This is a genomic window from Neobacillus sp. NPDC093127 (assembly GCF_044754175.1).
Lineage (GTDB): Bacteria > Bacillota > Bacilli > Bacillales > Cytobacillaceae > Neobacillus.
The window spans coordinates 224,190-246,574 of sequence record NZ_JBIVOP010000001.1; the positions used below are offsets into that span (position 1 = coordinate 224,190).

The following is a 22,385-nucleotide window of genomic DNA, read 5'->3' on the forward strand; positions in this document are numbered from 1 at the left end:
TACTACTGCGATATTAATCACCCCCTGTTTTTAGTATGTAGTTCCTCCAAATGCTGCGTTTAGCTGTTTAACTTTATTAAGCATTTCTTCGTCAGTCATTTTTTTTCTGGCAGGCTGTGTTTTCTTCAAAATACTGTCTAAGCTAGGCATTTTTTCAACACGGTGCCAATATGCACCCAGATAGACAAGTGTGATTTTTTCTTCGACTTCAAACTTTATCTTTTCGTTATGTTGATCAATGAACAGACTCAATTCATGAGGAGTCATTTCCTCATATTCTGAAATTCGGATTCCTAGATGGATTGCGGTTTTTAAGCTTTCTTCCCAGTTCCATTTTGCTTTTTGGTTTTCTGGCTTTTCTCCGCAACCCGTTGCAAGTTTGGGTCTATTTCAAACTGTCCAAATGCAGCGTTTAATGCCTGCTGCATTTTTTCCATGATTTCTGACCAAACTGCCACTCTATCTAGCAAATCTTCCATGTCTTCTAATTTAAGATTTTCATTGTGCTCTTTTGCATCAGAGAGTAATCCGAAGTACATGATTTTTTCAAGTTCATCTAAGTCGTTGCCGTTAACATTTATTGTGTCAAGGTCTTTACCTAATGTAGCAGTCATTTTTTTTAACGCTTTATGACCAAACCTAAGCACACGTGGACGGTCAAGATTAATAATGATTACATCGTTTTTATCTGACATTTATTTCACTCCTGTTAATTTTTTTGAAACCATTTCTAGTAATTCTTCTGGGCTATACTGATCAAGATTTTTTTCTTCAAATACCATTGCATTTTCAATTGCGATATTAATTTCACTCGGAATTAAAGAAAGTGTTATAGATGGAACATTTAATCCTACGGCTGCTTCAAATTTAATACCTGTTACCCCTTTAAGTTCTTTATCATCAACCTTTATAGTTGCTGAAACAGGGGATGCCATATTAATCTCGACTTTCAATTTAATCCCTCCAAAATAAAAAGACTAGAGAAATAAATCCCTAGCCTTAAGCTGTTTTAACCAAAGTTACCTCGTAAATTTTTGGCGCTTTGCTTGGTTCATTTGCGATAATAGTAACCTTTTTAGATCCGACAGTTGCGATATTAATTGCACCGGATGCAGTGCCGCTCACTAGATTCTGGAGGAATACTCCATCCACAAACAGGGCAATTGTTTGTCCAGCACCGGTCGCCGTGACGGTCACTGATGATGCTGTTACGCCGCTGAAAGCATACAGTGGCACATCTTTATTAAAGGATGGTGTCAATGCTCCGCCTGTGCCAGTTAGTGTTAGAGCTGATAATCCAGCGCTAGGAGTTAATCCTAGTGTTGGCTTTCCGCTAACCTTTACAGTCGCTTCGAAACTTGCTGGATCCTCTAAATCAGCTCCTGTTTTAATCCCGGTTACAATACCATTAAATGTCCAAGATGCACCGAACGGAAATAGGATTGTAAATGGCGTAAGAGCACTGGTTCCGAACGCATTATATAAAGCGACCTGACCGTTTGTATCACCAGGATTAAAATATCCGGATAAACTTACATCTCCTCCGTCCTTTAACCCTCCCATAAATGTTCTGTAGCCATCCACACTGTCAAGAGTGGTGGTTTCTTTAGTGTCAGCGCTAAGCTCCAAACCGCCGATACTTGTTAAATCAACAACACTAGCCGCTCCGACTAATATTTTTGTTCCTAATGCTGCTTGTGCAGTCATGTGATCACTCCTTAAAATTTAAAATTGCAATCTATTACACAACGGTATAGATTTACTTCTTGTTCATATAGTTCTACTGGTTTGTGGTAAGTTACATTCTGGATAAACGGACCATTTTCGCCGATTATACGCCCCTGGAATGATAGGATTTTCGCTAGAACCTCTTTGGTTATAGCCTTCATTTCGGCATAAGTAGTGTGGATAACATTAATCTCACAATCTACCTCTCTACTAGACAAATAGCCTAAGAGACTCTTATCCTGTAAGCCATCAGACGACACATAAATGATGTAAGGTGCTTTAACGCCCTCTTCAGCATTTAAAGCGTAAATTTTGTCTTCTATGTCATCGATTTGACCTAATTCACTTTCTAATGCTTGCTCGAACACGTAAAGCACCTCACTTCAATTTATCGATTTCTTTTGTCATCACTTCAACAGTTTTTTCTTCAACTTGCCTTTTATTATCCTCTAGCGATTTTCTTAAATATCTAAATCCCGGTACGTATCCACCTCCGCGGTCGAGATAACCGTATTCTTGAGAGGCAGGATAATAGGCTCTTTTACCTTCTTTAGATTCTTTAACGAAAATATCATTTTTATTTTTATCAAATGATACTTGATAGACTTTTTTCCCTTTGATTTTCGAGCGCTCTCCGACCAATTTTAGCCCCTTTTTAAGGTCTCCACTGTCGATTGGTGCATTTGCTCTAGCCGCTCTTAATGCTACACTTGCTCCTTGTCTGGCGGCTTTGGTAACAACCTTTTGTGGCAACTCTCCAAGTTGCTTAATCGTTTTTTCGAGCTGCTTCATACCTTCAATTTCATAACGACCCAAATCAGATCACTTCCTTACATAAGAGTTCAAGGAAGCAGTTTTTCTCGTCAATGTTGATAGGAGGGGCGATAATTTCGAGAGTTCGTTCACCATATTTGATTCTCATACTAGGAAGGATTTCAGTTCGATAACGGATTGTCACCTTTATAGTTAATTCAGCATGGACTTGCTTAGCCCAAAAGTATTCACGGCCTTGTAGAGGCTTGATATTAGCCCATACCTTGCACACATCATTCCATTCATCTTTCTTATGGCCGCCGACTGCTTGTTTCTCTTTTGACTTCTCCAAAAAGATTATGCGCTTATCTAGTTTCCCTGGGTTCACTGGCTTTCACCCTCCACAGGCGCATACTGCAGCTGGGCCAACATGGACTGAATGGAAAAGCGCATCTTTTCAGACGGTCCTACACCGATTAGCTCCCTATTCTCAAACCAGTCAGTTGCCAGGACAAAGCAGAAGATTTTTGCGCGGTTAACAGTGCTGTCAAACTTCCGCCCCGTAGCACCTTCTAAATACTCTTCCGCCGCTCCTATTATGATGTCGAGAATTGGATCATCATCTGCGCCGTCAATGCGCATCCATGATTTTGTTTCCTCTAATTCTATGATCATTCTTTTGCCCTCGTTTCCTTAGGCTTTTTTTCTTCTTCTTTTTCTACTTTTTCTACTTCTTTTTCTACTTCTTTTTCTACTTTTTCTACTTCTTTTTCTACTTCTTTTTCTACTTTTTCTTTTTCCACATAACCAAAAGTAATCAATTTTTCAGCCGTGTCCTTTTTTAGATTGGCAGTATCGCCTGCCTTTAGATCATAATCTAAACCGACACAATCAATCAGAGCTCGCACATTCATAGGTTTACCTCCTTCCAATAAAAAATAAAAGAGGGCGATTAAACCCTCTTAAATTAGGAAATTACTACTTGTCCGTATACAAACGCTTCTGCATCACGAGTTTTTACTTCTTCACGTTCAATCGCACGGAAAAGAGTGTTGTCCGTTTCAAAAGCATCCATGGCAACGTCAGATGCCATGATTTCTGTAATTTGACGGTCAAACAGTACAACAGCCTCTTTCAAATCTCCAATGATTATCGGCGCCTTTTTCCCACTAGTAGTATCGGTTGCCAAATCTTTGTTGGAATACACTTTAACAGGTAATACTCCAAATAATAATTTGCTAGTTGATGATGTCGGATCTGGTTGTAATAAATACCTACCATCGCTATCCTTTAATTTATCCAGCCAATTAAATCCGTCTTGGTTGGTTACTACTACGGATGTGCTCTGGAAAGCAGGGTCTAACTGAACGTTGTAAACATCTTTGATGCCGTCAATGCCAGTAATAGCAGTTTTCGCCTTTTTTGCAAGTTCAGCAAAAATTAATTTGTTACGAGTTACACGGGACTCATCGCCAATCCATCGAACTAAAGTGGATCGTAAAGCCTGGTCAGAGTCTTTTAAAACCTCGTTTGTCATCTTGAAGAACCCCGCATATTTTTTAACCTTATAAGCCAATTGCGTGAATTGTGGAGTATTCTTTTCTGGGATTTTTCCGTTTTCAGGAACTTCAACGAAACCAGTCTGCTGGGCGCGGGCTTTAAATACTCGACTACCGCTTAATGTTGTTACCGGTTCAACAGTAATTAAATTTTGAGCAGCGTCTTTGCTTTCTCGCAGCTCGTTAATTTCCGTTTGGATATCCTGCGGAACTGTATAACCGCCATCGGCATTGCTGCCTTCACTCATGGCATTCTTAAATTTGGTACGGACTTCATTCATGAATTTTTTCACGGCATTGTCCTGTGCTTGAGGTTGTTTAACAGGCTCAGGTGGTAAATTTACAGCAGCGGCCTTTTCATCGGCTTCAATTTTCTCTTGTACCGCAATTTTCGCTTGAAGAACCTCGATTTCATTATTAACTGCTTGAATTTCTTCAAGAGTCGCGCCCGCGTTATTAAGAATTACCTTGGATTTATTAATCAAAGCCTCTAATTCTTGTTTCATTTCAATGCTTTTTGGCATATTTATAGCCTCCTAAAATAGTGTTTTTTAATTTTGCTTTTGCAAATTCCAATTGGTTATCATTCAGGTTATTTTCGTTGATAGTTTCTGGTTGATTTCCTATAGACAACTGGTCTTTCATGTTTTTCATTTTATTTAAAACATCTATAGGAATCATTCCAGATTGAGCACTTGCAACTAATTTTCCGTTGTCAAAAAGGATTTCATCGACAAATCCCATTTCCCTTGCTTGCTGGGCATTCAACCACGTTTCCTTGTTCATGAAATCTAGTAATTCGTTTTCGGAGATTCCAGTTTTTAACCTGTATGCGTTGGCAATTGATTTATTGAAATTCTCTAGGACTCCTGCTTCGTGATATAAATCTCGGTAATCGCCTCTTGCTCCCCCTGAAACGTTATGGATCATGATTTGACCTGTCGGTGAAATACGGACTGTATCACCCGCCATTGCTATAATAGACGCAGCTGATGCAGCGGTACCCACAATATCGGTTGTAACATGTCCTTTATAATTTTTTAACAAATAATAAATTTCACTGCCTTCGTCAACATAACCGCCAGGACTGTTAATTGCGACTTCGATAGGAGATCCGTCAGTAGGTAATTCCCCTTCGATATCATCAACTGTTGTACTATCGTATTCAAACCAGTCATAAATCCATTTTTCATCTCTTGAAATAATGGGACCTTTTACTTTTATGCGTTTGGCCATTGTTAATCACCACCTCCTTTCTGGTATTGCTTGCCTACGTCGGTAATAGGAATATAGTTACCGTTGGCATACAGTTGACCTCCTCCCTCTGTAGCCGGCAAATCTAAATAACCCCTTGCTTCATTAGGGGTGTATATCATGTTATTTACGCCTTTTGATAAAGCCTCCATTTGCGATTTAATGTCCGCTCTGAGGATAACATTAACATTAAACTTCCAAAAATAACCTTTTTGGATAAGTTTCTCGCTTAGGGTTTTATACGTAATCTCTTCCTCGTAGTGCTTTAATGGAAAAAGAAGCGTATCAACATAAAAAGCCAAGTTTTGCGCTTCAGCTGAGGCGTAACTTGACTTTTCATAATCGTTTATTTGGTTTGGTTTGATGCCAAATGCGGCCGCGATCTGCAAAGCTGTGTATTTTTTTAGCTCAAAAAATTGGCTATCCGTTAACTTGATATCGAGAGGTACCAACTTCATTCCTAACGGTACCGGAATGATTTTACCCGCATTTTTTGACCCATTAGCAAAATCCTCAAAACCTTTGACCAATCTTTCTTTTGCTGATTTATCTAAATCCCCGGTGTACTCCAAGACTGCCTTGCCTGTGAGTCCTGTTTTATAAAGATTGTTCATAAATTTTTGACTCTCTAAAGCGCCGTCCACAGTGCTTTCTAGAATTTCACGAACAGGAATTCCGCTTATACCGTCAAACGTCATTGATGTTTTAAAATGCATGACTTCGCGGCTGCCAAATACATACTCTTTTCTCGTACGACTGTCAGTATACCTATAATAAATTTTATCCTCTTCGCCAAAAATCCCATCATCATCAAAGACTAACCGCACATCTTTGCTAGGCATAATCCACAAATCTTTCAATTGCGGTCCGGAAAAACGACACCAGACATAAGCATTACCGTAGTGGTTTCGATTCATTTCTACAGTTGACCAAAAGATAGCACTTGTCATGTACGGATTCGGCCTTAATTTCAATATGTTATAAGCATCAGATTTGTCACTTTTAACTATTCCGTTTTCCGTGCTTTGGTACATTTTCAAGGGGAGCTTCCCCAAACTTTCAGCCAATATTTTCATACATGCAAAGTACGTAACCTCTGAAAGTTTATCTTTCGGTGTATTGGGGTCAATACCAAGCCATTCTAACAATTTTTTGTTAGACATTTCGATGATCACGTTTTTCATCTTTTTTCTACTAAATATTTTCCACGCCAAGTTCTCACCTCCTTACCATCCCATCATTTTGAGATAATCTTCTGTTGCCTGGGTTAAATCGATTTCAATTTCCTCAAACAGCATTGCTGTAGCCATAGCATTGATTAGCGCCACTGTAACGTCAATTCTATCTTTCGACTTGTTTTTCATGGGCTTAATATTTTCATTGCCATCCACAGCGACGACAACGTTACCCCAGCACCAACGAGCAAGAGGATTCTTCTCATGAGACATCATGCCCCTCTTCATGAGCTGCTCGATCATCTTCATGGCCGGACTCATATGCTTCATGTTTTGGGGGATTTCCACTACATCGACGCCTTTTTTCATAAGCCGTTGAGTAAGCATCCGACTATTCCATGGATCCGTGCCGAGTGTTTGGATGTCGTATTGTTCGTTGGCTCCTAGCAATCTAGCTTCAACAAAATCGTAATCCACAACATTCCCCGGTGTCGCGTGGAGAAACTTATCATTAACCCATTTTTGATATGGCACTCTATCGCGGGCCACTCTTTCTTTCATATTGTCCTCTGGGATCCAGGCATCTTGGATAAAGCGCCAGTCCGGGATTCCTTCCTGCGGTGGAAACAGATAAACGGCTCCTGTGATATCGGTAGTGCTGGATAAGTCGAGACCTGGATAACACTTCTTCCCTACAAGCTCTGATAAATCCCAATTTCCATCGGTCTTATCCCACAGAGTGAGAGGCTGCCATCCAATACGCTTAAGCGATATCCACTGATTTAGTCGGAGCCAACGGAAAAGGCGCTCTGCTGCTTCACTATTGCGAGCTGCAAGCGCCTCTTGTCTAACTGATTCGATGCTAATAGTGTGCCCGAGTGATGGGTTAGCCAGAAACCAAGTTTTTTCGTCAAAGATATCCGCATCTTCCGGAGCTCCGTAAATCTTAACGTACCAGGTTGGATCCTCTAGTTCGCCGTCCTTAATCTTTGTGGCTTGCTCGTGGATTTCCCACCCGATTGAGTTTCGGTCAGGGTCGTCACCAGCTGTGGTAATTACCCACCACAAAGGTTCTTTACGGGCAGCACCCGCACCGAAAGTCATAACATCCCATAAATCCCTGTTTGGCTGAGCGTGCAATTCGTCAAAAATTACAACTGTCGGGTTAATACCGTGCTTTGAATAAGCCTCGGCAGACAAAACCTTTAATATTGTGCCGGTTTTGATGTTTAATATTTCTTTCCGGCTGTCTGTAACTTTGAGAATCTTGCCCAGTTCTTCGTCTTGGTCAATCATCGCCACGGCTGCTTTGTAAACTAAACTCGCTTGAGACCTGTCAGCAGCACAACAGTAAATCTGTCCTTGTGGACCATCGCAAACCAAATGGTAAACAGACAACCCCGCAATTGTGGTTGTCTTGGCATTTTTCTTCGGAATTTCAAGATAGGCATATCTGTGTTGCCGGTACCCCTTTTCGTTGACCGTGCCGTAAACATCCCACAATACTTCATGCTGCCAGTCTAATAGAGTAAAAGGTTGCCCATAAAAATCATCCGTCAGCTTAAGCATTTGGATAAATTCAATTGGCTCCATTGCCCTACCTTTATCGATCCTAGCCATTGGCACCACGTCTTTGTAAAAATTTCGCCATCGCTGATTTCTTTTCCTTCTCAGGTGGTTTTTTTGGGATGGCTTTTACACGAGCGGTGGGGTTGAGAAAGAGTCGGTCCTCTAATTTGAGAAGCGCGTCCCTAGTTTTGTTTACAGCTTTATAGAGCTCAATCAAATCATCAACGAGCATGTCATCTTTTTTAGCATTTATGATTTCTTGCAAACTTGCTTCCTGACTTACCAGCAGGCAGTACCGGTTTATGACTTGTTCATCCAGGCCATCCACATACTCAATATTTTTGTAGAGTTTTTTCAAACGTAAAAATTCCTTATGAGCAACAGGATCAGATTTCACGGCAGGCGATTCTTTGAAACTTGTTCCGGTGTAAAGCGTCTTCTCAGCTTTTTCCCGATGCTCTAATTCCTTTTTCGTCCGGTGGCTTTTTCCTTCCAACTTGATCAGCTGGACCGGTTTACTCCCTCGACCTGCCATGATTTCGTCACCTCCTACCTAAAAAATTTTCATTTTGGGAAAAAACTCCGCGTTAAGGGGCAAAGGGGGTAAAACGGACTTCAAAAAATTCTTTTCAGACCCCCCCTACCCCTTTTTGGTATTTAATCTTGTCCTCAGCCGTCTTGACAGCGTGACAAGCATTACACAGCGATTGTAAATTGTCTATGGATAGCCTTAAGTCCCATTCAATCTTGATTGGTATGATATGATCCACCATGTCGGCTAGTGTAATCTCTTTTGACTCTAAGCAATGCAGACATAGTCCAAGGTCACGCAACAAAGCTTGCTCTCTTACTAACCCCCAAGACTTTGAGTGGTAGAAGGTAGCTGCGTCCTTGTCTCGCTTGTACTTGTCGTAGTACTTGTAACGTTCTTTGTTCTTATCAGCAGCTACATGTATGTGATCACTACAGTACCGGTCACGCGTTAGCTTACGGCAGCCGGCCTTGTTGCATGGCCGCAATGGTTTGTTAGGCATCTTTAAAAACCAGGTGTGTTCTTCATCTGGGCATTTACTCTTCTAGCAAACTCTGAGTGCTCCGTTAATATCCCGCCAATAGCTTTTCCATCAACAGTAATAGAAATACTTGATACTTTCCTTTGTGCATCATCCAACTCTTTCAATGCCGCAGTCGCTTTCTTTGCTGCCCTGGTCACTGCCTTTAATCCTTTCAATGCTTCAGAACAATCCACATCAATCTTTACTTTTAATTCACCAGCGTTTGACTCGCGCTTTTCATCCATGTCACAACAACTCCTTTTATATTAAATTATTAATCTCCAATCCTTAGTCCTGATAGGTGGCTCGAGTATAGCATAGGTAACAGATGCACCGGCACAAAGCACCAGCCCAAGTAGTATGACTCTAATCAATCAAACTCACCTCTCTCTATTGCTTCCTTCCAGTACTTTACTTCTCGCCATTCTGCGTTGCGGCCGACTAACCCTCCACCGAAATCCTGAACAATATGATCCTGTAAGGCTGCCATTCTATTTTCCATTGCCTTTAATAGATTCTCTTTGAAGCTAGGCTTCACCACACAAGAAGAGAACGGACAGAAAACTTTAGTGCCACTTCCTTTGTCAGCCCATATACACTTATTGCAATCCATGTCCGTTCACTCCTGACAATATAAAAAGCACCCTCGAAAAGGATGCTTAAATAATTTATTAAAATTTCCATACTGCGTCCATTACAGCATCGGCTTCACTTAATCTGTGATAACCCTGTTCAATTCTACCTGTTGATAATTGAGTTGCAATAACTTTGAAACCATCTTGGCTTATCACATCTAATAAATATTCGTCACCATTATATTTCATGTACCTTCTTTGGGTAGCATAAAAGCCAGGAAACTCTTTTAAACTCATCACTATCACCTCCCTTCGCCCTAATTATGGGCAAAAGGAACTAAACGGACAAACACTATCGTTCGTCAAATTGTGACAAAAAAAGAGCGGCCACCAGGATAACCCTCATGAAACCGCTCTTTGATAAATTTCTATAGTACAAATATAACACGGTAAAACGGTAATGCTCATCTTTAATTCTTTGCAAATTCTTTATCGTTTCGTTGCGACTTGTAAACTTCTATGCGGAGAATGAATGCTAATTTATAAAATATTCTCGGTTTAAATTTTTGATGGTAATATGTTTCACCCATGCCTATTTCGTTATAAACCTCGTAATCGTATAATTCTTCTTCGCCAAAGTATTTTTTAATAACAGCTTCACGTTCTCTGAAAGTCAGCCTATTCACGGCCTTACGAATTCGTTCAATGTATTCATCCCGTTCCCTCTCGAAATCAACTCTATCAATCGCGGCATCTTCAGTCGATGAATGAAAAGCATTCGTGTTAGAAGGAGGAACAAGTGAATAAGATGCTGTGATTTTTGGTAGTTTGTCTTCTGGAACGGTAAGTAAATACATGCGATATGTTTCAAATGCTTCTTCGACTTTCTTTTGAGTTTCCTTCGTATCGATATCAGGAAGTTTAAATGACATTTGTTCTCCCACATGGACTCCTCCTAATGTTAAAATAGAATTACCAAATACTTTTTTAACGGCTAGGAGAAATCCTGGTCTTTTTTTATTTATTTCAACTGTTATTTAAGTTAGAAAGATTTTCTTTAATTCATCAATACTTTTTATTTCTGTAATTACCGATTCTACCTCACATTGATATCCGTCAAAATAATCATGGTAAGAATGAAACCAAGCTTTCACAGAAGCCATGAAAAAATGTTCTTCTTTATCGCCGAAGTCAAGCGCGTCCCTTACCATGTATTCAATGTCACAGAATATTTCCGAATGGTCATAATCTGTATGAACAATATCAAGAATTTCTATTTCTGCATTCTTATTATCATCTCGAAACATATGCGCAGAAACGATTGCATAAAATGGTTCTGAATTTTTAACTTCACTTTGACCAAACATTTTTATTTCACCCTCTGTAACTGGCCTTCTGGTACCGATACAGTTCCATTTTCATCCACAGAATACTCAATGCCTTCATGATCATCAATGCTCATTTGTCCATCTGGTGCTTTATCATCTTGTGGACGGCTCTCCATTACTTCTATAGGAGTTTGATAGGAATAAGTTAAATCAATTAAGTAATACCGACCCTTTTTGTTATGTTTCTCTGTGATTTTGTGCATTTGAAGATTATCATTATCTTTAGCATCTAAAACAATTTCCTCAGCTTGCTCACGTGTATCTGCGTAATGTTGTTCTTTTTGATTAAGTTGTACTTTTGCCATTTTAATTGCTCCTTTTTTAATAGTTTATTAGACGCTCATAAAGGCGCTTTTTAGAAGTTTTAAAACATTTAGCGCCTTACCCCTTCGGAAAGGCGGAATGATGTTGAATCATGTCGAATGATAAGGTTATATCGATTCATTTACCTATTTCCTTTTCTTACGAGCAAGAGAGCCATTTAGCCCGCCTTCCCTCGGATTAATCCAACCTTCTAATTCACAGTGCATCACCAATAGTGCAATTTCATAATTGTTGACCCAAAATTTTTCGGCTATATCACCGATAGCTACACCTTCATTCCACAGTTTGATAAATTTCTCGATTTGTTTAGGTGTATAATCCATCTTTGCGTCAGGCAAGATGATGATTCTTTCTTTTAAACTGTCAAATCCACACATATCATCTAAACCATTTATGGTCGGGGTGATGGATATCCACCTGACGCATTTCTGCTAATACCCAAACTGTTTTCAATTCAGCATAAGATAAATCATAAATGGATATACCTTGGTATTCTTTGACACCTAATTCCAATATTTTTTCAATAACCATGTTACGTTTCATTTCCCGGTGAAGGTCTACTTTTTTAACAGAATCATATAAGATTCCCATACCATCACACCTTTTTAGTTAATGCTGATCGTCAGCATCAAAGTATTTGTGCTTCGCTAAAACATCATTATCATGTTTAAGCTGTTCGACCAAATTTAATAATTCCTCAACAGCTCGATAATCAAAGTACAACCCGAATTCCCTTGCTGCTTCAAGTTTCCTTTTCCACTGGGACAATATGTCCATCTAAATCCTCAACTCCTTCATCTTTTAATCGGAAGTTGACATTAATCTTCGTGATATTCGTATGCTTCTTGCACCATGTTAAAATCTTCTTTAGGCAAAACATCTTTAGCAACTTGGCACCAGTACCCTAAGTCCTGAACAGCTTCCACAAGTTCACCAATAGCCTTTTCTTGAGTAATAATTTTTCCATCTAGCAACCATTTACCATGTTCATTTCTTTCAAGTGTATGAGCGTTCTTTTTGTGTAAACAAACCTTTAATTGATTCATCAAAACCTCTCCTTTACGTCATCTTTTGTGTCGATTGTGACTTACTTTTTCCGACCCATTTCGCTCAAAAATCCGAAAATTATGATGATCCAAATAGTTGTCCACCAAGGGTGTGCATAAATTACTTCCACTTTTTTCTCACCTACCCATTAAACATAGATCCGCGTTTGCCATTTTTATAATGAGGTTTCCGATTCTTTGCAGCCTCATCTTTCAGCTTTTTAACAAGCCTGCGGAGCTGTTTCACTTCTCTTTTCATGTTCAGATTAGCCTGTTTTAGCTGCTTATTTTGGAGAGTCACATTCCCCAGTTTTTCAGTAAGTGCTGCATAATCGATATCATCCACATGAACAACTCCTTAGATTAAATAGGCTAATTCCCCTAGAGTTTGATAGATTAATCTAATTCACAAGACTCTCCGTAATCGAAGAAACAACCACATCCGCCGATATCCAGTGAATCTACCTCGGGCTTGCTGCTAATAAATTCAAAGATGTCCATTTGCTTTTGAACTTCCTTTTCTTTATCAAACGGATGCCCTTCGATGTCGTATTTTAAATTTCGGATTGGATAGGGCTTTGTCTCGCCGTCGACTGATTTTTTCATAAAAGCGTACTGTTTGATTTCTGCATATCTCGGTGCTGCACTCATCGCCGGGTGAATGAATAACTTAGGCTTTTTGGCTCTGCCATAAAAGAAATCTCTGTAAGCGTCGTCTAGTTCTTCCAACATCACTTCCCGAACATGCTCAGGGATAATATCTTCTTCTGGAAGTTTGGTATCCGTAATGTATCGATAAGCCGAAACGTATAGCTTGATGTAATGTTCTTGAATCATGATCTCGTTAAATACATCAGGCATTTTCTCAAGAAGATTCTTATAATGCCCTTGCCCGGCTTTAACACACCTGGCATTGCAATTGTTGTGAGAAAATCCAAGGTCATAAAGGATAGGCTGTCTAAGACTGTATTTTCTTAGAATTTCATCGTTATCTATGATGTTGTCAATCAACGGCATTTCCACATGGAATGGTTTCCAGTTCTTCCGTATGGCTCCTTCTCGGTGCATTTCCTCAAAGCCGATACCAAAGTACAGGATGGCATTTTCGGTGAAGCTCTCGGATTTCAAGTACTTCTTATTCCTCCATTTTTCAATGGGTGGAACGACACCTTTTTTTAAATAATCTCGAGATACTTTCATTTTTAAAATTTTGGAGCAGTCACCGATCATGCTGTTAAAGACCAACTTCTTTTCAAACATTAACTCCAAAGGATTTAACCCTAAGCTGTGAGTGAGCATTGGTAACTCCAATCGGTCCGATGCTTGGTAGATAAACCGATACAGATCATCGTTTTCCCATTGTGTGTCAGTGAAATATAGGACGATATTGTCATCTGGAAAATGAGTTTTTACATAATCGGCTGCCGAGAAACTACTCTTGCCACCAGAAAAGAAGATTATGTGGTTTTGCATCTTACATCACCATCGCTGGCTTATACCGATTATGCTTAACGCAAAATTCTGGTAAGTTAGCTCTTACCAATGACTCGGCAAATGGTGGAGGCACGGCATTTCCGCATCTGGCCACTTGCTTTGCTTGTGAGTAATAGGTGCCGTTATCATCTTTATCGATAATGTAGTTTGAAGGAAACCCTTGAGCTGCGAACAGTTCATGAGGTTTTAGCATCCTCATACCGATATCGACTATTTGAAATTCGTTGCCTTTAATGGTGATTAGCCCGAATCTGTCTTTGGTCGTGACCGTATGGAGTGGCTCGTTCAATGATTGACCGATATCAGCACCATAATATTTTGTTAGAAATGCTGTAACCAAGTTCGCTTTATTAACGGCTGTTGTGGACCATAAAGGCTCTTCTAAACTTTGCCCAATAGATGCGCTATAATTTTGCATAATATAAGCTGTCGCAAGCCCAAACTTATTTCCACCTGCAGTAATGGTCCCCAGTGGTTTATCTAAATCTAAGACTCTCTTACCCTCTGGGTCGCCGTAGCCCATTTGGATAAGGACTGGATTTACTAGGCAGTGCTCGGCTTTTGTAGTAATCGTTGTTAATGGTTTATTGAGTGGATAGGATAGCTTATCTCCACCAAATCCAGTTTGACCTATGCGAACAATAAAAGGTGATGGATTCTCAATCACAAACTTTTGAATCCCTCGAGCGATACGCCTTAATGTGTTATCTGATAAAGGCTTTTTTCTTTCAAAAATAGAGGGAGTGCCAATATCCCAATCAATGATTTCCGAAGCTGTGCGCCATGGTTTTAATCGGCCAGCTTTGACCTCTAAACTTTGCGGATCACCGTGAGTCGGCTTTGGCCACTCAATCGGTTTTCCATCGCATCTAGCAACCATGAAAAACCTTTTTCGGATGGTTGGGGCACCGTAATTACAAGCCTTCAATTCCTTAAATTCAACTTGATAACCAAGTTTCTTTAGAGCATTAATAAACTGCTCGAATGTCCTTCCCTTTTTGTTAGGATTGGGAACAAAGACTTGTTCATTGAAAGGAACAACCTCTCCTTTTGCGGCAATAGTACCGTCAATCTTTAATATCCTGCCTGTTTTATCTCTTTGAGCAATTAGCGGACCCCATGTTTGAAACTCTTCGACATTCTCAAGCATGATTACACGTGGTTTAACTTTTGATGCCCACCGGACTGCAACCCAGGCTAAACCCCTGATACTTTTTTCTACTGGCTTTGAACCTTTGGCCTTCGAAAAATGCTTACAATCTGGACTAAACCAAGCAAGCCCCACTTTACGCCCTTTGACCGCTTTAACCGGGTCCACATCCCACACGCTCTCGCAATAATGCTCCGTGTCAGGATGATTAGCCTTGTGCATGGCAATGGCAGCAGGGTCGTGATTAATAGCAATATCAACACTTAAGCCGGTTGCCATCTCAATACCAGTACTTGCTCCACCCCCGCCCGCAAAGTTATCCACTATGATTTCTCGAAACAAATCTAGCTGCACTATTCGCCCTCCTTAAAATTAAAAATCGACTAATATTTTTTGTCATTTGCCGTCATGCTAGAATGCTGTCAAAGTCGTTTGCTGTCTAACAAAAAAATTGTTAAATGCTGTAGAAATCGAACTCTGCTGAATCAACAGAAAACGACAATGACAAAACATGACAAAACGGTTTAATCGTTTAAAACCCCGGCTTTCACAAAAATATTTCGCCAAGCCCGTTCCAGCCTATCCTTTTTCCGTTCATCAATGGCTTTTCTAAGCCTTCTTTTCTGCTTTCGTTTATTAACCATTTAAAAAGCCCCCGACCTAAGATAATGTTTCGCCTGGTAATAAAAATGGTGATATATCCAATTGCCGGTATATTTTTGGTCAAGATAAACGATTTCAAAGTTGTATTTTGCTTTGAATGTGTTAAGCCTTCCTAGTAATGCTAAAGGGTTGTATTTGGAACGATATTTACCTTTGAGCATTTTTTCATATCCGTGTAGGTCCTCCACAATCAATGTGAATGGAATTTCCTTCGAGCGGATCAATTCATTTTCAAAAGCCGTTTGCGTGTCCTTTTGAAGGTTACCTGTGATTTCATCCATGTGCGCTTTACGTTCCACCCGGCTATTCAAAAAGATATCTCGAGCAATTCCTAATTCTTCATTTTTCGGAATCATGCAGCCATAATCACCGGTGTCCAATTTTTGAATTTTTACCGCAATATCCTTTTGGCGTAAATAATCTAGGATATGACCATTAACTTGTTCCCTTGTATCTATTACGATTGTTAATGTTTTAAGAATTTTGTTTAATTCTATGTCTGAGTAATGATAGGAGATCATCCAACTCCCTCCAGCAAATCTGGATTTTCGTAAATGTTGCCGATAACTTCGCATTTATGAACTACTCCATGCAAAGGCTGCCACCCTAAACACCATTCGGCATGCTCACTATATTCAACAACTGCTGTTATATAATTACCATTCCCAAACATTGGTTTGTATTTTACAATATCACCTTCATAAATCTCCTTGCCGTTCTTGTTCTTAAGACCGGTGTATTGCATTAATTCAATTTCATCAAAAAGCCGCCAAACAGATTTTGTATTTATCATTCTGTTTTCAAAATTTATTTCATGTACTGGAATAATTTCTTTCAGATTTTTTTCCCATGCTCGGAATTTTATCTCTCTCATTTTCATGCTCCTTTCTTGGCATATGTAACAGCACGGATGTATAATTCATGCGCCATTTTATTAGATTTTTCATTTTCGTATTGTCGGTAATCCTCATAGATATCCTTCCAGCCATTCTCAGCAAGAACGACCATCCAGTCATAGAACAAATCTAAAGATTTCACATCAGTGCATAACCAATTTTCTAATTTTTCATTTGGCTGCCACCCACAAGTGTGATGAATCATTTTCATTAGAGTGACTTTTTCATTACTGGCACCTTTCCAGGACTTAAACCAATCATCAATCGCTTGGAAATTTTGTTCAGCAGCTTGCATAACTTCCACGGGAATCATTTTTTGATTATCAATCGCTATCCGATCATCTTTACTATCAAGATATATATTTGCACCTGATTTCCAAATTTGGCTTAGGATCATTAATACTTGCATGGTAGTAGTTTCACTCCCCATCTACCATATTTACCTTTTGACTTATACCAAGCTCCAATCCGCTCTTTGCTTAACCGGGAAGCAAATCCCTTTTTGCCGAGAGGCTTTAAATTATACGTCTGGCAAAATATCAAATATCGTTTATATAAATCATCCGACATTTCAAAACTCTTAATATCTCGTTCTATATTTTCTTGAATGAATTTTTCCAACCTTGTCACCTCTGTTACCGAATTTGTTACTAAAAAATAACAAGAAATAGTGATTTGTTACTTTTTAAAATCGCGATTGACCTTACAGTCCCAATGGTTTTAAATGTTATATTACTTTTGTTACTCTGATTTACTAAAGACGCTCCTAATAGAATATTTGTATATATATATTTTTTTGTTTTTAGTATTTATTAGTAACAAAAATAACAAAAATAATATAAAAGGTAACTTAAGCCATTGATACTACTGACTTTTAAGTAATTTTAAATGTGTTACTTTTTGAAAAAAAGCTCGAATTTTGGTCATTATTCGGTAACATTTCGCCTTTTTCGGTATCATTTGATAGCTGAAAAGTAACATTTGCTCTTTCTTTCAGTGTGATACCGTAAATCCAAAACTTGTTATAGTTCCCACGGTCACGTTTATATCCTTTTGTTTCTAGAGCTCTGTAAAATGCTCTATTTTTTAATGAAAATTCACCATTTTTAAAGCACCAATTCGAATACACTTCATAAAGTTCTTTCGCCTCAATTTTTTGCGAGCCATTTACGAAACAACACTCGAATAAAAATGGCCCGAGAATATCCATCTCCTCTTTATAATCGCCAGTTGCTTTCATAACTGTTGCTGGATCATTAAGTCCCGACTGCTGCCACTTTAAGCAACCTTCTATAGCCCAATTCAAAATACCAGGCATTTCGAGAGACAATTTTTCAGGAAGCTTTTTATCACGTTTTTCTTTTGGCAGCTGAAGGTTGAATGGAATCAAACGGATCCGGCGCCATATACCCTCGTCTACACCTTTGATTACCGGCTTATGATTGGTGGTAAAGAACACTTTAAATTCCGGAGTGAACTCGAAATATTCTTGGCGAAGGAAACGGGCCAGCACCGGTTCTCCACCTGTTATCTGCTTAACAAACGCTTCTGATAACTGCTCCCCATCTTCACTTTCAATAGCAGATACAAAGCGGGCGCCTACTAATCTAGCAATATCATTGTTGGCCCCAGTTTCTTTCTTCTTGATGAAAGTATCTGATTTTGCTTGTTTACCATATTCGCCCATTATATCTTTGATAGTGTTAATAAATGTCGATTTACCATTAGACCCCCCACCGATGAGGAAAACCATTATTTGCTCTGTGATTTCTCCAGTGAGAGAATAGCCAATTAATCGCTGCATGTATTCGACAAGTTCTTTGTCCCCTTGAAATATTTGATCCAAGAAACTTAACCATTCGGGGCATTTCGCTTTATCGTCGAATGTAATGTTTGTGATTTTTGTAAGGCTGAGCTCTCGATCATGCGGCTGTAGCTTACCGGTTTTTAAATCAATGATGCCATTTTCGACGTTAAACAAATATTTATGCCGGTCAAAGTCTTCACGTTCACCTGGTACCAGCGGCATGAGGTCCTTAATGCTATTCATCCGGATATTTCTACGCTCACACATCCGGGCCCATTTTGTTTCTGCTTCATCTTCTGACTTATAGAGACTGCGAAGCACTTTTGCCGTAATTCGCTCAATTTCTTTCTTGGTGTCTATCTTCCATCGCTTACCGTCCCATATTAACCAACCCATGTCGCTAACATATTGGATTACATGGCCATATTCATATGCGATCCGTTCAGCATTTCCAAGTTCGGTTAATCTGAATTTCTTTTTCGGCTTTTCTTCCACAACCTCATCATCAACATTGTGGAAGTCAAAAGAGAATTCAGCGAATTGTTCCTTGTTGTCCAATATCGTTGTAGAAGTAGAAGAAATGGCAGTTGCTATTGTTCTTTCACCGTATGTTTCATTCGTGTCTCTGAAATGAATAACGTCCCATTTATCGCGCATGAGGTTTGATTCACGGAACATGGTGTCCATTCTAGTTGCTGATTTACCGGTCCAGAATGCTAGGTGGTTACATAAGGCTAAATCGCTAGCAGAATGGTCCCCATTGATTAAGGTACCGTTGAAAAGAGAGCGTATTTCATCACCGTTTTTAGAACGGAATATTCGGTCCCATAACACGTCATTCGAAATTTTAATTTCATCTTTTTCAAATTCGGCTAAATTGATGCGGCCTTGAATATCGCTGTCATCGAAATATTGTTCAAATACTTCTGCCAGCTCGTCCGTCCGATCGTAAATTTCATTCGAATTTTCTCTGTTTCCGGTGAAAGTGAAGTAACGACCATATGAATAAATTTCTAATCCATGCTTTGTGTTTTTACGGCCCGTTCCTATAACACCTTGTGGAAGACCACCTTTGATGATGATGTGGATTCCTTTACCAGATGGAGAAAATTCTGTGTAACTATCCAGAGTGTCGATTATTTCTGTTGAAAATGTGTTCGTCTTTCCGTCCACAACACACTTATCAATATCAACCCCGATGTAATTATCTTGCCGGCTAAAGACAAATCCGATTCCGTCATAATCGCCCTGGAGATAAAACTTAACCGCCGTTGCAAAGGTGCTCCATGTGCGCCGGTTATTAGCCTGGGCCATTTCTCCGTTTGCTTGATAAGGTACTTTTGTTGGCTTGCCATTTCGCTTCTCACTTTTCCACAAAATCCATTGCGGCAGGGCTTTTAATTCTGCGGGGATATCGTTAAAATTGTATGGATTTTCTTTCATTGCGCCCTCCGATTACGTTTTTAAGGTATAAAAAAGAGAAGCCGGCAAAAACCAACCTCTCTATTAAGTTATTTTAGAATGGTAAATCATCATCGCCGATTGTTATTCCACCAGCAGACATAATTGGATTTACATCCGACAAATCGTAATATTTCGCTTTTGCAGCTGTACGTTTTTGTTTTACACCATCGACCACTTTGTCATATTCTTCATGCTTCACGGTAATTTTCAAATTTTTATTGATCAGCTGCTTAGCCATATCATCGGCAGAACTGAATGAATGATTGTTTGCAAAGCCGCTAGCTTTTAATAATGAGTTGACGATCCGAACAGAAACCTCATGTTCAAATGTGAATGTGTTGTATAGAACTTTAGCACCCTGATGATTTTGCGGCACGTCACTGCGAATCTCAAAGTCTACTGATAATTTAGGCTTTTTAGCTTGTGTTAAACCAGCCTCAGCATTTACGATTACCGCTTCATATTTTCCTTCTGCTACTAATTCAAATCCAGTGCTTGCATTTTCTTCATCAAATTTAAAGAATGACATTGTTTAATTCCCCCAGTGATTTAGTTTGTAGGTGACACTAATAATTCTTCTTGCACGCAGCCTTTACGCTGATCTAAGTGATTTTTAGCGAAAATACTTTGATTCCCTTCCAGGATAAAACCTCGGGTACCGTCTGCTTTTCTGACCAATCGAGCAACAACATGAACGATGCCCATAACGTGATTGACAATCTTATCTCGAATATCCGGAATGAATTGGTTATACTGTTGGCCATCATCATGGGTTATGCTGCGTGTAGTTTCCCACGCGGTGTAAATGACATTGGCATCTAACCCATTGAATGTTTCAACCACCTTTAAAATGTGATTGTCGAACAAGGCATAATCTTTTAATTCAGGCATACCGCTTTTAGTATTCTCACCTTTGTTCATTAGCCACAACTTTTGATAGTGTGTAAGGTTGTCCACGAAGACATTGTCATATTTTGTGATATTTGCTTTTGCAAAAGCATAGAATTTTAGAATGCTATCGTGTGGATCCACCGAATTGATTTTCGCTACATCGACATTGGCATACCCTTCTAGCACTTGGCTGGTACCGTCAATATCTAATACCAATGTTTTGCCCGGGAGCTTGCCTGCTACTGTTGTTTTCCCATCACCAGGCTTTGAATAAATGATGATTTTTGCTTTTTTACTTTTGGTGATTTGAGCACCGTTTGTTATTTCCAATTAGTTCACCCCTTCTTTAAACTTTTTGTTCGAATTTCAATTTCTTGCTTATTTTTATAATCACAATACTTTTGAGCGATTTCTTTGTCTTTGAACAACACCCGATAAGCGTATCCAACACTTTCGAACTGAACTTCAGAAGTAATTAATTCCTTACCTGAAATACTGTCTTCGTAGTAAGAAAGCCATTCATCAGATCCATCAATCTTAACTTTATACCAGGCAAAACCTTCACCGTTTCCAATGCTGAAAGAATTAAGGATAGTTGGAATAGGCTCATAAACCGCAATTCTATCGTTGCACTCGCACATCTCGTAAGTTTCTTTACCGGATGGTGTTTTAAAATAAATTCTTCGCTTTTTATCACATTTATCGCATTTTGGTTTTGATTTGCTTGTTGAAGCTACAGAATAAAGCTCTACTTCAAAATCCTTCATTAACTGGCTTAACCGTTCCCTACGGACATTGCTTTTTAAAGTTTGATATTCACTTTCTAGCTGTCTCTTTTTATTTTCAAAATCCCGTTTAACTGCTTCAAAGTTAGTTTTAATATCTTGAAGTTCTTTGTTTTCTTGTCTTAATCGATTCATTTCAGAAACAAAATCTTTTTTAACGGATTTCATTAAATTTTCTTTGAATTCTTCCACTTGAGCGTCAAATTCACTTGGTTCATCGTAAAAATCATTTTCGTACCAATCCATTGTTATACCTCCACAGAATAGGAGATTGATTCCGGCTTAACAGTCATACCAGGAACAAGTTGTCCATTTTCATCGACTACAACTTTTTCGCCTGCTAATTCCACAATCTTTACTGCCTTTTTAAAATCGGCCCACTTAAGACTGTTCTTGATGTAATCATCCATGCCATTTTCGATAACATGCTGAAGGATTTCTGCTTCATTTGCTTTATCCGGTGTTTCCTTAGTTGTCCGGGATTTTGATTTACCATAAGGTGTGCTGATTGTTTTAGCTTTCGGATCAGAAGCAAGTTGTTGTGAATGGAAAAGCTGAATATGAGATTCAAAGAAACTAATACTATTTGTGATAGGATTTAGTTCTGTTTGTTCCCAGCGGCCAATCCGGTCACGCTCAACATCAGCCAATTGCTTGATTTCTTTCTCTTTTGCCTTTAAAGCTGCCAACCTACGAAATGCCCAAGTAAGACTACCTAAATCAGTGATTTCAAACTTAAATTCCTGAGTTAATTCCAATGCCTGAATTTCTTCAACTTCCATTAGTTCGATTTGCTGTAAAGAGTTCAT

38 protein-coding genes are annotated in these 22,385 nt (G+C 39.1%); all 38 read right to left on the reverse strand.

The window, feature by feature from the left end; genetic code table 11:
- Window positions 1-30: 30 nt before the first annotated feature.
- Window positions 31-252: a hypothetical protein gene (locus ACIQCO_RS01030; RefSeq protein WP_400424768.1), complete on the reverse strand. Its 222-nt coding sequence runs from the start codon at window positions 250-252 to the stop codon at window positions 31-33.
- A gap of 59 nt (window positions 253-311) precedes the next feature.
- Window positions 312-695 (reverse strand): hypothetical protein, encoded by a 384-nt coding sequence (locus ACIQCO_RS01035; protein WP_400424771.1) that lies wholly within the window; start codon window positions 693-695, stop codon window positions 312-314.
- Window positions 696-953, reverse strand: coding sequence for a hypothetical protein (locus ACIQCO_RS01040; RefSeq protein WP_400424774.1), 258 nt, complete (start codon window positions 951-953; stop codon window positions 696-698).
- A gap of 46 nt (window positions 954-999) precedes the next feature.
- Entirely contained in the window at window positions 1,000-1,707 is a 708-nt protein-coding gene (locus ACIQCO_RS01045) for a phage tail tube protein (RefSeq protein ID WP_400424777.1), read from the reverse strand.
- An 11-nt stretch (window positions 1,708-1,718) separates the two neighbouring features.
- Entirely contained in the window at window positions 1,719-2,096 is a 378-nt protein-coding gene (locus ACIQCO_RS01050; RefSeq protein WP_400424779.1) for a DUF3168 domain-containing protein, read from the reverse strand.
- Window positions 2,097-2,106: 10 nt separating this feature from the next.
- Window positions 2,107-2,544, reverse strand: coding sequence for an HK97 gp10 family phage protein (locus ACIQCO_RS01055; protein ID WP_400424781.1), 438 nt, complete (start codon window positions 2,542-2,544; stop codon window positions 2,107-2,109).
- Window position 2,545: 1 nt separating this feature from the next.
- On the reverse strand, window positions 2,546-2,869 hold the full coding sequence (locus ACIQCO_RS01060; RefSeq protein ID WP_400424784.1) for a phage head closure protein: 324 nt from the start codon (window positions 2,867-2,869) through the stop codon (window positions 2,546-2,548).
- Window positions 2,866-3,156: a head-tail connector protein gene (locus tag ACIQCO_RS01065; RefSeq protein WP_400424787.1), complete on the reverse strand. Its 291-nt coding sequence runs from the start codon at window positions 3,154-3,156 to the stop codon at window positions 2,866-2,868. The genes ACIQCO_RS01060 and ACIQCO_RS01065 overlap by 4 nt, the downstream gene beginning before the upstream one ends.
- Entirely contained in the window at window positions 3,153-3,395 is a 243-nt protein-coding gene (locus tag ACIQCO_RS01070; protein ID WP_400424790.1) for a hypothetical protein, read from the reverse strand. The genes ACIQCO_RS01065 and ACIQCO_RS01070 overlap by 4 nt, the downstream gene beginning before the upstream one ends.
- A gap of 53 nt (window positions 3,396-3,448) precedes the next feature.
- Window positions 3,449-4,564 carry a phage major capsid protein gene (locus ACIQCO_RS01075; protein ID WP_400424793.1) on the reverse strand — a complete coding sequence of 372 codons (1,116 nt, stop codon included), beginning with the start codon at window positions 4,562-4,564 and terminating at the stop codon, window positions 3,449-3,451.
- Window positions 4,548-5,276, reverse strand: a complete 729-nt coding sequence (locus tag ACIQCO_RS01080) for a head maturation protease, ClpP-related (protein WP_400424796.1) — start codon at window positions 5,274-5,276, stop codon at window positions 4,548-4,550. The genes ACIQCO_RS01075 and ACIQCO_RS01080 overlap by 17 nt, the downstream gene beginning before the upstream one ends.
- Before the next feature lie 2 nt (window positions 5,277-5,278).
- Window positions 5,279-6,478 (reverse strand): phage portal protein, encoded by a 1,200-nt coding sequence (locus ACIQCO_RS01085; protein ID WP_400425892.1) that lies wholly within the window; start codon window positions 6,476-6,478, stop codon window positions 5,279-5,281.
- A gap of 42 nt (window positions 6,479-6,520) precedes the next feature.
- Window positions 6,521-8,062: a terminase large subunit gene (locus ACIQCO_RS01090; protein WP_400424799.1), complete on the reverse strand. Its 1,542-nt coding sequence runs from the start codon at window positions 8,060-8,062 to the stop codon at window positions 6,521-6,523.
- 19 nt (window positions 8,063-8,081) lie between these two features.
- Window positions 8,082-8,573 (reverse strand): hypothetical protein, encoded by a 492-nt coding sequence (locus tag ACIQCO_RS01095; protein ID WP_400424802.1) that lies wholly within the window; start codon window positions 8,571-8,573, stop codon window positions 8,082-8,084.
- A gap of 94 nt (window positions 8,574-8,667) precedes the next feature.
- Window positions 8,668-9,072 (reverse strand): HNH endonuclease, encoded by a 405-nt coding sequence (locus ACIQCO_RS01100; protein ID WP_400424805.1) that lies wholly within the window; start codon window positions 9,070-9,072, stop codon window positions 8,668-8,670.
- Between the two features lie 2 nt (window positions 9,073-9,074).
- Window positions 9,075-9,338, reverse strand: coding sequence for a hypothetical protein (locus tag ACIQCO_RS01105; protein WP_400424808.1), 264 nt, complete (start codon window positions 9,336-9,338; stop codon window positions 9,075-9,077).
- Between the two features lie 125 nt (window positions 9,339-9,463).
- Entirely contained in the window at window positions 9,464-9,706 is a 243-nt protein-coding gene (locus ACIQCO_RS01110) for a hypothetical protein (protein WP_400424811.1), read from the reverse strand.
- A 58-nt stretch (window positions 9,707-9,764) separates the two neighbouring features.
- On the reverse strand, window positions 9,765-9,965 hold the full coding sequence (locus tag ACIQCO_RS01115) for a hypothetical protein (RefSeq protein WP_400424814.1): 201 nt from the start codon (window positions 9,963-9,965) through the stop codon (window positions 9,765-9,767).
- 173 nt (window positions 9,966-10,138) lie between these two features.
- Complete coding sequence (locus ACIQCO_RS01120) at window positions 10,139-10,600, reverse strand: ArpU family phage packaging/lysis transcriptional regulator (protein ID WP_400425894.1); 462 nt, start codon at window positions 10,598-10,600, stop codon at window positions 10,139-10,141.
- 105 nt (window positions 10,601-10,705) lie between these two features.
- Complete coding sequence (locus tag ACIQCO_RS01125) at window positions 10,706-11,035, reverse strand: hypothetical protein (protein WP_400424817.1); 330 nt, start codon at window positions 11,033-11,035, stop codon at window positions 10,706-10,708.
- Between the two features lie 2 nt (window positions 11,036-11,037).
- Window positions 11,038-11,361, reverse strand: a complete 324-nt coding sequence (locus ACIQCO_RS01130) for an organic solvent tolerance protein OstA (RefSeq protein ID WP_400424820.1) — start codon at window positions 11,359-11,361, stop codon at window positions 11,038-11,040.
- 144 nt (window positions 11,362-11,505) lie between these two features.
- Entirely contained in the window at window positions 11,506-11,757 is a 252-nt protein-coding gene (locus ACIQCO_RS01135) for a hypothetical protein (RefSeq protein ID WP_400424823.1), read from the reverse strand.
- Window position 11,758: 1 nt separating this feature from the next.
- Entirely contained in the window at window positions 11,759-11,971 is a 213-nt protein-coding gene (locus tag ACIQCO_RS01140) for a hypothetical protein (protein WP_400424826.1), read from the reverse strand.
- An 18-nt stretch (window positions 11,972-11,989) separates the two neighbouring features.
- Window positions 11,990-12,157 (reverse strand): hypothetical protein, encoded by a 168-nt coding sequence (locus tag ACIQCO_RS01145; protein ID WP_400424829.1) that lies wholly within the window; start codon window positions 12,155-12,157, stop codon window positions 11,990-11,992.
- 41 nt (window positions 12,158-12,198) lie between these two features.
- On the reverse strand, window positions 12,199-12,426 hold the full coding sequence (locus tag ACIQCO_RS01150; RefSeq protein WP_400424831.1) for a hypothetical protein: 228 nt from the start codon (window positions 12,424-12,426) through the stop codon (window positions 12,199-12,201).
- 142 nt (window positions 12,427-12,568) lie between these two features.
- The gene (locus ACIQCO_RS01155; protein WP_400424834.1) at window positions 12,569-12,772 is read right to left on the reverse strand and encodes a hypothetical protein; all 204 of its coding nucleotides are present in this window, start codon (window positions 12,770-12,772) and stop codon (window positions 12,569-12,571) included.
- Between the two features lie 50 nt (window positions 12,773-12,822).
- On the reverse strand, window positions 12,823-13,899 hold the full coding sequence (locus tag ACIQCO_RS01160; protein ID WP_400424837.1) for a hypothetical protein: 1,077 nt from the start codon (window positions 13,897-13,899) through the stop codon (window positions 12,823-12,825).
- Between the two features lies 1 nt (window position 13,900).
- Window positions 13,901-15,424: a DNA cytosine methyltransferase gene (locus ACIQCO_RS01165; protein ID WP_400424840.1), complete on the reverse strand. Its 1,524-nt coding sequence runs from the start codon at window positions 15,422-15,424 to the stop codon at window positions 13,901-13,903.
- 170 nt (window positions 15,425-15,594) lie between these two features.
- Window positions 15,595-15,714 (reverse strand): DUF3983 domain-containing protein, encoded by a 120-nt coding sequence (locus tag ACIQCO_RS01170; protein ID WP_400424843.1) that lies wholly within the window; start codon window positions 15,712-15,714, stop codon window positions 15,595-15,597.
- On the reverse strand, window positions 15,715-16,254 hold the full coding sequence (locus tag ACIQCO_RS01175) for an ERCC4 domain-containing protein (protein ID WP_400424846.1): 540 nt from the start codon (window positions 16,252-16,254) through the stop codon (window positions 15,715-15,717).
- Complete coding sequence (locus ACIQCO_RS01180; protein ID WP_400424849.1) at window positions 16,251-16,607, reverse strand: YopX family protein; 357 nt, start codon at window positions 16,605-16,607, stop codon at window positions 16,251-16,253. Before ACIQCO_RS01180 ends, ACIQCO_RS01175 begins: the two co-directional genes overlap by 4 nt.
- Before the next feature lie 2 nt (window positions 16,608-16,609).
- A complete protein-coding gene (locus ACIQCO_RS01185; protein ID WP_400424852.1) occupies window positions 16,610-17,038 on the reverse strand; it encodes a hypothetical protein in 429 nt (142 codons plus the stop codon).
- Window positions 17,026-17,259 carry a primase-like DNA-binding domain-containing protein gene (locus tag ACIQCO_RS01190; RefSeq protein ID WP_400424854.1) on the reverse strand — a complete coding sequence of 78 codons (234 nt, stop codon included), beginning with the start codon at window positions 17,257-17,259 and terminating at the stop codon, window positions 17,026-17,028. Before ACIQCO_RS01190 ends, ACIQCO_RS01185 begins: the two co-directional genes overlap by 13 nt.
- A 244-nt stretch (window positions 17,260-17,503) precedes the next feature.
- A complete protein-coding gene (locus ACIQCO_RS01195; protein WP_400424857.1) occupies window positions 17,504-19,879 on the reverse strand; it encodes a phage/plasmid primase, P4 family in 2,376 nt (791 codons plus the stop codon).
- Window positions 19,880-19,952: 73 nt separating this feature from the next.
- A complete protein-coding gene (locus ACIQCO_RS01200) occupies window positions 19,953-20,429 on the reverse strand; it encodes a DUF669 domain-containing protein (RefSeq protein ID WP_400424860.1) in 477 nt (158 codons plus the stop codon).
- A gap of 20 nt (window positions 20,430-20,449) precedes the next feature.
- Entirely contained in the window at window positions 20,450-21,121 is a 672-nt protein-coding gene (locus ACIQCO_RS01205; RefSeq protein WP_400424863.1) for an AAA family ATPase, read from the reverse strand.
- Between the two features lie 5 nt (window positions 21,122-21,126).
- Window positions 21,127-21,822 carry a hypothetical protein gene (locus ACIQCO_RS01210; protein WP_400424865.1) on the reverse strand — a complete coding sequence of 232 codons (696 nt, stop codon included), beginning with the start codon at window positions 21,820-21,822 and terminating at the stop codon, window positions 21,127-21,129.
- Window positions 21,823-21,824: 2 nt separating this feature from the next.
- On the reverse strand, window positions 21,825-22,385 hold the full coding sequence (locus ACIQCO_RS01215; RefSeq protein ID WP_400424868.1) for a host-nuclease inhibitor Gam family protein: 561 nt from the start codon (window positions 22,383-22,385) through the stop codon (window positions 21,825-21,827).

Coding starts and splice junctions, on each gene's coding strand:
- ACIQCO_RS01105 (WP_400424808.1), bottom strand. CDS start 9,338: ATGGATGAAAAGCGCGAGTCAAACGCTGGTGAATTAAAAGTAAAGATT.
- ACIQCO_RS01120 (WP_400425894.1), bottom strand. CDS start 10,600: ATGTCATTTAAACTTCCTGATATCGATACGAAGGAAACTCAAAAGAAA.
- ACIQCO_RS01180 (WP_400424849.1), bottom strand. CDS start 16,607: ATGAGAGAGATAAAATTCCGAGCATGGGAAAAAAATCTGAAAGAAATT.
- ACIQCO_RS01170 (WP_400424843.1), bottom strand. CDS start 15,714: ATGGTTAATAAACGAAAGCAGAAAAGAAGGCTTAGAAAAGCCATTGAT.
- ACIQCO_RS01215 (WP_400424868.1), bottom strand. CDS start 22,385: ATGAACTCTTTACAGCAAATCGAACTAATGGAAGTTGAAGAAATTCAG.
- ACIQCO_RS01065 (WP_400424787.1), bottom strand. CDS start 3,156: ATGATCATAGAATTAGAGGAAACAAAATCATGGATGCGCATTGACGGC.
- ACIQCO_RS01110 (WP_400424811.1), bottom strand. CDS start 9,706: ATGGATTGCAATAAGTGTATATGGGCTGACAAAGGAAGTGGCACTAAA.
- ACIQCO_RS01160 (WP_400424837.1), bottom strand. CDS start 13,899: ATGCAAAACCACATAATCTTCTTTTCTGGTGGCAAGAGTAGTTTCTCG.
- ACIQCO_RS01195 (WP_400424857.1), bottom strand. CDS start 19,879: ATGAAAGAAAATCCATACAATTTTAACGATATCCCCGCAGAATTAAAA.
- ACIQCO_RS01185 (WP_400424852.1), bottom strand. CDS start 17,038: ATGCAAGTATTAATGATCCTAAGCCAAATTTGGAAATCAGGTGCAAAT.
- ACIQCO_RS01070 (WP_400424790.1), bottom strand. CDS start 3,395: ATGAATGTGCGAGCTCTGATTGATTGTGTCGGTTTAGATTATGATCTA.
- ACIQCO_RS01175 (WP_400424846.1), bottom strand. CDS start 16,254: ATGATCTCCTATCATTACTCAGACATAGAATTAAACAAAATTCTTAAA.
- ACIQCO_RS01150 (WP_400424831.1), bottom strand. CDS start 12,426: ATGAATCAATTAAAGGTTTGTTTACACAAAAAGAACGCTCATACACTT.
- ACIQCO_RS01200 (WP_400424860.1), bottom strand. CDS start 20,429: ATGTCATTCTTTAAATTTGATGAAGAAAATGCAAGCACTGGATTTGAA.
- ACIQCO_RS01140 (WP_400424826.1), bottom strand. CDS start 11,971: ATGGGAATCTTATATGATTCTGTTAAAAAAGTAGACCTTCACCGGGAA.
- ACIQCO_RS01125 (WP_400424817.1), bottom strand. CDS start 11,035: ATGTTTGGTCAAAGTGAAGTTAAAAATTCAGAACCATTTTATGCAATC.
- ACIQCO_RS01075 (WP_400424793.1), bottom strand. CDS start 4,564: ATGCCAAAAAGCATTGAAATGAAACAAGAATTAGAGGCTTTGATTAAT.
- ACIQCO_RS01115 (WP_400424814.1), bottom strand. CDS start 9,965: ATGAGTTTAAAAGAGTTTCCTGGCTTTTATGCTACCCAAAGAAGGTAC.
- ACIQCO_RS01145 (WP_400424829.1), bottom strand. CDS start 12,157: ATGGACATATTGTCCCAGTGGAAAAGGAAACTTGAAGCAGCAAGGGAA.
- ACIQCO_RS01085 (WP_400425892.1), bottom strand. CDS start 6,478: ATGAAAAACGTGATCATCGAAATGTCTAACAAAAAATTGTTAGAATGG.
- ACIQCO_RS01210 (WP_400424865.1), bottom strand. CDS start 21,822: ATGGATTGGTACGAAAATGATTTTTACGATGAACCAAGTGAATTTGAC.
- ACIQCO_RS01035 (WP_400424771.1), bottom strand. CDS start 695: ATGTCAGATAAAAACGATGTAATCATTATTAATCTTGACCGTCCACGT.
- ACIQCO_RS01080 (WP_400424796.1), bottom strand. CDS start 5,276: ATGGCCAAACGCATAAAAGTAAAAGGTCCCATTATTTCAAGAGATGAA.
- ACIQCO_RS01095 (WP_400424802.1), bottom strand. CDS start 8,573: ATGGCAGGTCGAGGGAGTAAACCGGTCCAGCTGATCAAGTTGGAAGGA.
- ACIQCO_RS01135 (WP_400424823.1), bottom strand. CDS start 11,757: ATGTGTGGATTTGACAGTTTAAAAGAAAGAATCATCATCTTGCCTGAC.
- ACIQCO_RS01100 (WP_400424805.1), bottom strand. CDS start 9,072: ATGCCTAACAAACCATTGCGGCCATGCAACAAGGCCGGCTGCCGTAAG.
- ACIQCO_RS01045 (WP_400424777.1), bottom strand. CDS start 1,707: ATGACTGCACAAGCAGCATTAGGAACAAAAATATTAGTCGGAGCGGCT.
- ACIQCO_RS01090 (WP_400424799.1), bottom strand. CDS start 8,062: ATGGAGCCAATTGAATTTATCCAAATGCTTAAGCTGACGGATGATTTT.
- ACIQCO_RS01130 (WP_400424820.1), bottom strand. CDS start 11,361: ATGGCAAAAGTACAACTTAATCAAAAAGAACAACATTACGCAGATACA.